Annotated in this window: 11 protein-coding genes; all 11 read left to right on the forward strand. The window is 59.8% G+C overall.

All coding sequences use genetic code 11. From position 1 onward, the window contains the following. Window positions 1–571, forward strand: a 571-nt coding sequence (locus DBR24_RS12930) for a DUF4376 domain-containing protein (protein ID WP_218278134.1), incomplete at its 5' end; no start/stop codon positions are given. A gap of 113 nt (window positions 572–684) precedes the next feature. After that, complete coding sequence (locus DBR24_RS12935) at window positions 685–870, forward strand: hypothetical protein (protein WP_047291936.1); 186 nt, start codon at window positions 685–687, stop codon at window positions 868–870. Between the two features lie 2 nt (window positions 871–872). Beyond that, window positions 873–2,039: a phage tail protein gene (locus DBR24_RS12940; protein WP_128614952.1), complete on the forward strand. Its 1,167-nt coding sequence runs from the start codon at window positions 873–875 to the stop codon at window positions 2,037–2,039. Beyond that, complete coding sequence (locus DBR24_RS12945) at window positions 2,039–2,545, forward strand: phage major tail tube protein (RefSeq protein ID WP_123465142.1); 507 nt, start codon at window positions 2,039–2,041, stop codon at window positions 2,543–2,545. The genes DBR24_RS12940 and DBR24_RS12945 overlap by 1 nt, the downstream gene beginning before the upstream one ends. A gap of 151 nt (window positions 2,546–2,696) precedes the next feature. Further along, window positions 2,697–3,278 (forward strand): phage tail assembly protein, encoded by a 582-nt coding sequence (locus DBR24_RS12955; protein ID WP_128614953.1) that lies wholly within the window; start codon window positions 2,697–2,699, stop codon window positions 3,276–3,278. Between the two features lie 128 nt (window positions 3,279–3,406). Then, the gene (locus DBR24_RS12960) at window positions 3,407–5,641 is read left to right on the forward strand and encodes a phage tail tape measure protein (protein ID WP_128614954.1); all 2,235 of its coding nucleotides are present in this window, start codon (window positions 3,407–3,409) and stop codon (window positions 5,639–5,641) included. After that, window positions 5,641–6,024, forward strand: coding sequence for a phage tail protein (locus DBR24_RS12965; protein WP_128614955.1), 384 nt, complete (start codon window positions 5,641–5,643; stop codon window positions 6,022–6,024). Before DBR24_RS12960 ends, DBR24_RS12965 begins: the two co-directional genes overlap by 1 nt. Continuing rightward, window positions 6,017–6,229: a tail protein X gene (locus tag DBR24_RS12970; RefSeq protein ID WP_128614956.1), complete on the forward strand. Its 213-nt coding sequence runs from the start codon at window positions 6,017–6,019 to the stop codon at window positions 6,227–6,229. The genes DBR24_RS12965 and DBR24_RS12970 overlap by 8 nt, the downstream gene beginning before the upstream one ends. 9 nt (window positions 6,230–6,238) lie before the next feature. Continuing rightward, the gene (locus DBR24_RS12975; protein ID WP_128614957.1) at window positions 6,239–7,267 is read left to right on the forward strand and encodes a phage late control D family protein; all 1,029 of its coding nucleotides are present in this window, start codon (window positions 6,239–6,241) and stop codon (window positions 7,265–7,267) included. Window positions 7,268–7,415: 148 nt separating this feature from the next. Continuing rightward, window positions 7,416–8,000 carry a hypothetical protein gene (locus tag DBR24_RS12980; protein ID WP_128614958.1) on the forward strand — a complete coding sequence of 195 codons (585 nt, stop codon included), beginning with the start codon at window positions 7,416–7,418 and terminating at the stop codon, window positions 7,998–8,000. Beyond that, on the forward strand, window positions 7,997–8,179 hold the full coding sequence (locus tag DBR24_RS12985; RefSeq protein WP_123465154.1) for a DUF2635 domain-containing protein: 183 nt from the start codon (window positions 7,997–7,999) through the stop codon (window positions 8,177–8,179). The genes DBR24_RS12980 and DBR24_RS12985 overlap by 4 nt, the downstream gene beginning before the upstream one ends. Window positions 8,180–8,236: the final 57 nt, after the last annotated feature.

Raw genomic sequence — 8,236 nt, forward strand, 5'->3', positions numbered from 1 at the left:
TCGAGGAGTGGACCTGATGAGCGTCTATGTTCGTATTTATGCCGACAAGGTTGTCGAGCAAATCGAAACCAACGGTGATATTTCGACGATGTATCCGCCGACGCTGGTGTGGGTGTGCGTCGATCATCTCGATCCACTTCCCCGTCAAGGCTGGCTGGCGAAAGAGCAAGGCGGGGAGTGGTTGTTTTCGCCCGAGCTACCGATAACAGCCACGCCTGAAACTCAAGCGGTCGCTATTGCCGCCGAACGCTTCATGCACGAAGCCGGTGGCGTCATTGTCGACGGATTAACCATCGAAACCACTCGTGACAGCCAGACGCTGATTGCTGGAATGGGCTTGTCGGCAATCGTCGATCCGGAATACCGATGCAACTTCAAGTCAGCCAATGGCTTCGTCGAAATTGATGCGCCGCGAATTCTCGCAATTGCCAAGGCTGTACGCACTCATGTCCAGGCTTGCTTTGACCGCGAGCGCGAGTTGCTGCTGGCAATCGACAGTGGAAATTATCGTCCCGAAATGCTGACTGAGGGCTGGCCAGATGTACCGCCAGTGCCTGAGCCCGGTTTGTGACGCTTCAATAAACGCCCCGCACCCCGGGGCGTTTTCTTATCCGCTTAATACAACTCAACACCCGCCAAAGCCCCTCCCCACGAGGGGCTTTCCCGTTTATGGAGAAACGAAAAATGGCAACCCGCCAAACCTACACCGTGCTCGTCCCATTCCCCACCGGCGGTGGGCACTGGTCGAGCGTCGGTCAAGACCTTGATCTGCTCGACGTCGAGGCCAGTGCCTTGCACAGCGCCGGTCGACTGGAACTGAAAACCCCCACCACCCAGGCCAAAAAGGCCGCTGCCAAGAAGGCTGACTAACTATGGCTGAGGTTCTGAACTTCGAGCACAACGGCATTACCGTCAATGCCACCGAATCCCCCGAGGCCATGGGTGGCCTGGGTGACAACGTCATCGGTCTGGTCGGCACCGCGCCGAAAGCCGATCCGCTGATTCCGCGTAACGCTCCGTTCCGCATCAACAGCTTCACCACCCATGCGCTGCTCGATCCGACCGGTTCGGAAGAGGGCACCCTGTACCACGCGGTTTACCAGATCCTCAAAGTGGTCAAGGTGCCGGTGTACGTGGTGATTGTCGAAGCGGGCGCGACCCCGGCTGACACCGTTAACGCGGTGATCGGCGGCGTCGATCCAGCCACCGGCCGCAAGCTCGGTCTGGCCGCGCTGGGCAGTGTCCCGGAAGACCTGACCATCATCGGCGCGCCGGGCTTCACCGGCACCAAAGCGGTGGCCAGCGAGTTCGCCTCGTTCGGCAAGCGCATCAAGGCCCGTGTGGTGCTGGATGGCAAGGATGCCTCGGTCGCCGATCAAGTGACCTACAGCCAGGAACTGGGCGGTGCGGATCTCGGTTTCGACCGTTGCCTGGTGGTGCACAACATGCCGGCCGTGTACTCGAAAGCAGCGAAGAAAAATGTCTTCCTCGCACCGTCCAGCCTGGCGATTGCCGCGCTGGCCAAGGTCAAGCAGTGGGAGAGCCCGGGCAACCAGGTGACCTACGCCGAAGACGTGTCGCGGGTCGTTGAATACAACATCCTCGACACCTCCACCGAAGGCGATCTGCTTAACCGCTACGGCGTCAGCTACTACGCCCGCACCGTCCTTGGCGGCTTCTCGCTGCTGGGTAACCGCTCGATCACCGGCAAGTTCATCAGCTACGTCGGCCTCGAAGATGCAATTAGCCGCAAGCTGGTCAAGGCCGGCCAGAAAGCCATGGCCAAGAACCTGACCAAGTCCTTCATGGATCAAGAGGTCAAGCGCATCAACGACTGGCTGCAAACCCTGGTCGCCGACGAAACCATTCCGGGCGGCAGCGTGTACCTGCACCCGGAACTCAACAGCGTCGAGAAGTACAAGAACGGCACCTGGTACGTGGTCATCGACTACGGCCGTTACGCGCCGAACGAACACATGGTTTATCAACTCAACGCCCGCGATGAAATCATCGAGCAGTTCCTGGAGGACGTTCTCTAATGTTTACCAACCGCGTAAGACAGGCCATCGCGGCCACCCTGCAAGGCCTGCCGCTGTCGGCGACCGTGGAGGAATTCACCCCGCCGAAAATCGACTTCGACATGGAGAGCATGACGGGCGGGCGCTTCATCGTTGAGGAAATGGCCAAGAGCGCCAAGCCACTGAATGCTCAGATCAAGCTGCAGGGCACGGGCGCCGAAGTGTTGCTCGCCATGGGTGTGAAATTGGGCGACGACATTCTGCTGAACGTGCGTGAAGCCGGTCAGGATCAGGACGGCAACACCTGGTTCACCTATCACACCATCGGCGGCAAGCTCAAAACCATGGGTGAGGACGCCATCAAAATGGGTGGCAAAGCCCTGACGACGCTGGACTTCTCCTGCCGTACCTACACCCGCCTGGAAAACGGCATCCCGGTGATCGACATCGACGTACGCACCCAGAAGTTCGTGCTCAACGGCGTCGACATCCTCGGTGATGCCCGTCGTGCGGTGCTGATGCCGTAAGCCACGGCTGAAGGCAATCACCAAACCCTGTGGGAGCGAGCTTGCTCGCGAAGGCTTCAAGTCAGTCGACAGCAATGTTGCATGCCACTCCGCTTTCGCGAGCAAGCTCGCTCCCACAGTGGATCTTTACGAATCACCAAGGAATTCATACATGTCGTGGATGCCACCCCAGCATGACCTGCTGTCGCCGATCACCGGCGATGACGGCGCGCAGATCGAGCAGATCCAGCTCAAGCCACTGTTCTACGCCGCACAAAAAGAAGCACTGGAACGCGCCGGCGATGATGAAGACGATCAGTTCTTCGAACTGGCGCTGCTCGCCACTGGCCTGTCGGTCAAGGAACTCGATCAGCTCAAACGTCCGGATTACGTGAGCATTGCCCAATACGTGCACGAGATGTCGACCCGTCCGGCGTCGTACTTTCTGGAGCAGGTCGAGGACGCGGAAAAGTCCGCCGATCCTGACCAGGTGCAACTGCTGCAACCGCTTGCCGTGACCGGCCGCACCGTGACCTCGCTGTCGCTGGAAATGCCCGCGCTGCGCGCCACCAAAGTGATGAAAAAACTGAAAACGGCCAAGGAACGCGCCGAGTTCATCACCGCCCACTGCACCGGTCTGATGATCCCCGATCTGGCCCACTTGAGCGTCCCTGACTGGACGCAGTTGCAGGTGCGCATCGACGATTTTTTAAACCAGCCGGCGGCCTACTTTCGGAACGCGACATCGAAGTAATCCTCGATATCGTCCCGCTCATTTACCCGGTAAGTGAAGCGGAGATTCTGGAATGGGACGCCGAAAAGGCGTTGCGCCGCTACGACATAGCGATCACTCGCCTTGGCGTGAAACAGGAGTAGAGCGGCATGGCAGAAAACAAATATGCGCTCACATACGCCGGTGAGAGCGGCAATACCACGGGCGGATTGGCGCTGCTCGATAACCTCGGCAAACCGCTGCGGGATTTGAACCTGACATTGGCACTGGCAAGTAATGCTATTCGTTTGCTGACTCAGGAGCAGATCAAGCTGCGGGAGCTGCTGGTCAGCCAGCAGTCGTTGTTCAAGGTCGTGGCGGCGGCCCCGGCTGCCAATAGTGAGCCGAAGTCAAAACTCAAGGCGGAAATCGAGCAGAGCCCGCCACCGAAAAGCCTGCAATCGTCGATGGCTAGCGAGACCGCACTGGTTGAGCTCAATCAGTTGATCGGACTCAACAAAGAGCAGCTTCAAGCACACTCAGAGCAAACCCTCGAACTGGCAACTCAGCGGCCGATCGCGGCCAGTGGCGCGACCGGTGCGGATCTTCTGCAAGTGCAGCAGGTCGGGGCGCGATCCGGTATTGCCGACGGCACCAAGGGGGATCAGCGGGCTGCAGAGCTAAGGGCCTATTCCGGCGATGCAGCGATCAATGCCACGGCCTTCCGCATGGATGTCAAGGCCGCGGGGGAAATGCTCGCCGTCTGGCGTTCCTCCTTGAAACTGGATCGATACCAAGGCCAGGATCTGGCCGACGCGATCAGTTATCTGGGGAGCAGCGGTCTGGATGCCAAGGCCGCCGATATTGGTTCGGTCGTTCAGCGCTCGGGCGAGAGTGCTGTTGCATCGGGAATGACCCCGGAACAGGTGGCAGCGTTCGCCACTGCGCTGTTGAACAGTGGGGCGGACAAGGACGGTGCCAGTGCGGCATTGAAAAGCTTTGCTTCGGTCTTCGGCAAAGAAAACGCTGCGTCAACCGAACAGCGTTCGGCGATGACCCGGTTGCAACTGGACCCCGAATCGTTGCGTGAGAAGATGCGCACGGATGCGCCAGGTGCGATTGATTCGGTGCTCGTGGCACTCAACCAACAATCCGGGCCCGAACGCGCAGCCACGGCGAAGACGCTGTTTGGCGAAAGTGGCGCAAGCATTCTTGAGTTGTTGAAGAAGCCCGACGACGTCAAGACAGCCTTCACGCGAGTGTCCGACAAGCACGATTATGCAACCTCGGAACTGGGTTCCGGCGGTGGTGCCGCGACGAAAACTGCCGAGGCGTTTGGTGATACTTCGCAAGGGCGCTGGAATGCGCTGGATGCGAGTCTCAATCGGCTAACCACGGCGTTTGGTACCGCACTGGCACCGCTCACGGATGCTCTCGCGGTCGGGCTGACGGCGGTGGTCAATGTCGCGAGTACAGCAGCAGAGGCATTCCCGGCCCTCACCGCCGGACTAGTTGTGCTGGGAGCGGTCACCCTGCCCTTTGTCACGGCTGCGCTCAAGAGTGGCGCGGCGGCTGTGATTGGTGCGGTTACGACAAAACTGTTGCGTCTGGCGTCTACCCGATTGCCACCTGAAATCGGTGATGTGATTGGCGGGGATGAGGACGCTGATCGCCCTCGCAAAAAGAAAAAATCCAGTCGCTCGCCTGCTCGACAGAATCCTGCCAAGGCACCTTCGCGCTCCGTTGGCGGCAGTCGTTTGCGAGGCGTTACGGCACGAGTCCTGCCCTTAATCGACAATGCCAAGATCGGACTCGAGATGTGGGCAGATAAAATTGGCAGCTGGACACCGCGCTCAATCGAGAAAATGGCTGCCCGACAGGTGCCAGCGGTCCAGCGCTTGGGCGCCAGTTTGATGCCCCGGCTTGCCCAGGCAATGCCGGCGTTGAAACTGGGTGCGCCGCTGGCCCTTGCCCATGCCGCTTACACGGGTTTGAAGGGTTGGCGTGAAGGTGATGATCAGGCCGTCAAAGGCGCCGCGGGCGAGTTGGCCGGCACTGCCATTGGCGCCGCGATCGGTACGTTCATTGCGCCAGGCATTGGCACATATATCGGCGGGGCGGTCGGCTCCTATCTTGGGCAGAAATGGGGAGAAACTGCCGAGGACAAGCTCGCGCCTCCTGCGCAAGTGGCCAAGGAACTGAGCAGCGCTCAGACGCAGAATCCGCAATACACCTATGCACCAGTCGTGCAGGTCAGCGGCAGCGATGCACTCAACTCCGAGAAAATCGGCGCTGTGGTTGCGCAAGTCATACGAAACCATTTCGACACCGGGTACATGCCTGCTATCGGCACCAACCCCCTCGCTACCCGCCGTGACGCTGCCCTCAGCGATGGAGTCGCCTGATGAAACAACAAATGGCTCTAGGCAGTTTTATCTTCGGCCTGTCGCGCAATTTCGCCTACAGCACGCTGGCGCGAAAATCCGATGGCGGATGGACGGACCTGCCGATCCTGACCAGCAAACCCAAGTCCAGCCAGGCCGGGCAAAAACCGGAAACCCTGACCATCACCGGTACTTCCATGTACGCCGTGGCCATGGATCGGCTCGACGAACTGCGAGCGCTGCAAACCTCGCGTGTACCGCTGCCGTTGATTGACGGTATCGGTCGTAATTGGGGTTTGTGGCGGATCAACAGCGTCCAGGAAAACCAAAGCGAAGTCATCGACGATGGCACCGCAATGGTCATCAAGTGGGTGATCGAATTAGCGGAGTTCAACAATGCGTAAGGTTCGAAGCGTGGCCGGTGATTCGGTGAATCTGTTGCTCTACCGCGAAACCGGGCGCAGTGATGACGCTGCCGAAGAAGCCCTGTGGAAACTCAATCCGACCCTGGCTGAACACGGGCCGATTCTGCCTGCAGGTGTCTGGGTCGTGCTGCCGGAACTCGATTCGAAACCGGCCACGATCAAACCGTTCACGGCCTGGGATTAAGGAGGTTGCATGGCACTGGGTTTTACGCCGGTCGTCAAGATTTACGGCGCAAACGAGGATCTGCTCAATCAACGCCTGATCAGTTGGGAGCACGTCGATGCTGCCGGTTTCGAATCCGATCAGCTGACATTGACGATTGATCTCGAAGGCCTCGAAGGGCTGCCAGACCTGGGAGGGAAAATCGGCCTTGAGGTCGGTTATCTGGAGTCGGGAATGGTCGACAAGGGCCAGTTCAAAGTGACGCGCCTGACGCCGACGCTGTTCCCGTTTCGCCTGACCCTGGTGGCCACGGCGGCACCGTTCAGCAAGGATGATGAAACGGGCTTCAAGCAACGCCGAACGGCCAGCCATGGCCCGACCACATTTGGTGCGCTGTTTCACGAACTGGTATCGCCCCATGGCTTTTCACCACGCGTCGCGCCGGAGGTAGCGATGATCAGGATCGAGCACGTCGACCAGTCCAACGAAACCGATATGAGCTTTCTGACGCGCCTGGCGAAAAAGTACAACGCGGTGACCAAACCGTACGACGATATGTATGTATTGGCCCATCCCGGCCAGACCAAATCGATATCGGGCCAGAAGCTCGCGGACGTGACCCTTTCGGTCACCCACAACAATCGTCCCGGCGATCACGCGTTTATCAGCGCCACGCTGGAGGAGTCCGCTCGCGAGCAGACCAAGGGCTGCAAGACGTGTTTTTGGGACGGTGCTGCGGGCGTGTTGCGCTGGGTCGAAACGGGGCTTGCGCCGTTCAAGACCCTGCGCCAGAAACAGCCCAGCGAAGCCGATGCCATCGCCGTCGGTGAGGGCGAAGTGCGCAAGATGCTGCGCCAGAAGTACAAAGTGAAGATCACCTGCCCCGGCGACCCACGACTGGCGGCTGAGGGGCTGGTGCTGCTCGATGACACCTGGCCGGACTTCATGCGCGGACGCTGGTCGATCGACAAGGTCACCGCCAGTGGCAATCGCGAGAACAGCTATCGCTGCGTGATCGATGCCAGCGGCCTCGATCCAAACGCCGCCGCCAAAGACTGATTCAGCAGCGACACGAATCCCTGGTAGGGGTGAGCCGGCTCGCGATCGCGGTGCCACAGTCAAAATCAATCTGTCTGACCCACCGCAATCGCGAGCAGGCTCACTCCTACAGGGGCCTGTGGTCATTTTCATAATCTGGAACACCCTCATGAAGATCACCCCGATCCTCACGCAGCTGCGTGCGCAATGCCCTGGCCTTGCCAACCACATTGTCGTTGGTGTCGATCTGGCCTTGCTGCAAGGCAACACCGATCTGCCAACACCTTCGGCCCACGTGCTGCCAATCGCCGATGTGGCCAGCAACAGCACCGCGCAAAACCTCATCGCCCAACCAATCCGCGACCGCTTCGAAATCGTCCTCGCGCTTGACGCAACCGACGCTACAAAAGCGCTGGATCTGTTGCATGACCTGCGCGCCGAGCTGTGGCGCGCACTGGTCGGGTTCAAGCCGGGCGACGGCTACGGCGCCATCGTCTATGACGGCGGCGAAATGGTCTCGATCAACAGCAGTCGCGGGTTCTACCGGCTGCGCTTTTTTGCCGAGTTCCAGCTCGGCCGCAATCTGCCGAGTCAGCCTGCGGAGAGTTGGCACGAACGCGAACTGGACGGTTTGTCGTCCTTTACCGGGGCCACGGTTCGGGTCGATGCGATCGACCCGGCCGACCCCAACCTGAAACGCCCGGGCCCCGATGGGCGCGTGGAACTGACTTTCTCTGGAGACGTAACCCCATGAGCAAACGCATCACTGTGCTGCCGGTCATTGGCCGTGCCGTACCTGACCCGGAGGCGGGCGATCTGCTCCCGCTCGAAGGCCGTGAAGTGCTGGACAGCGCCTGGTGGCGCCGGCGTCTGGCCGACGGCGACATCACACTCAAAACCGCAAAAGCGGCTAAACCACAGGGAGCCAAATAATGGCGATCGGATTCAGCAACATCCCCGCGGACATTCGTGTACCGCTGTTCTACGCCG

Origin of the sequence: Pseudomonas sp. HMWF006, assembly GCF_003061205.1 — a bacterium.
Taxonomy (GTDB): Bacteria; Pseudomonadota; Gammaproteobacteria; order Pseudomonadales; family Pseudomonadaceae; genus Aquipseudomonas; species Aquipseudomonas monsensis.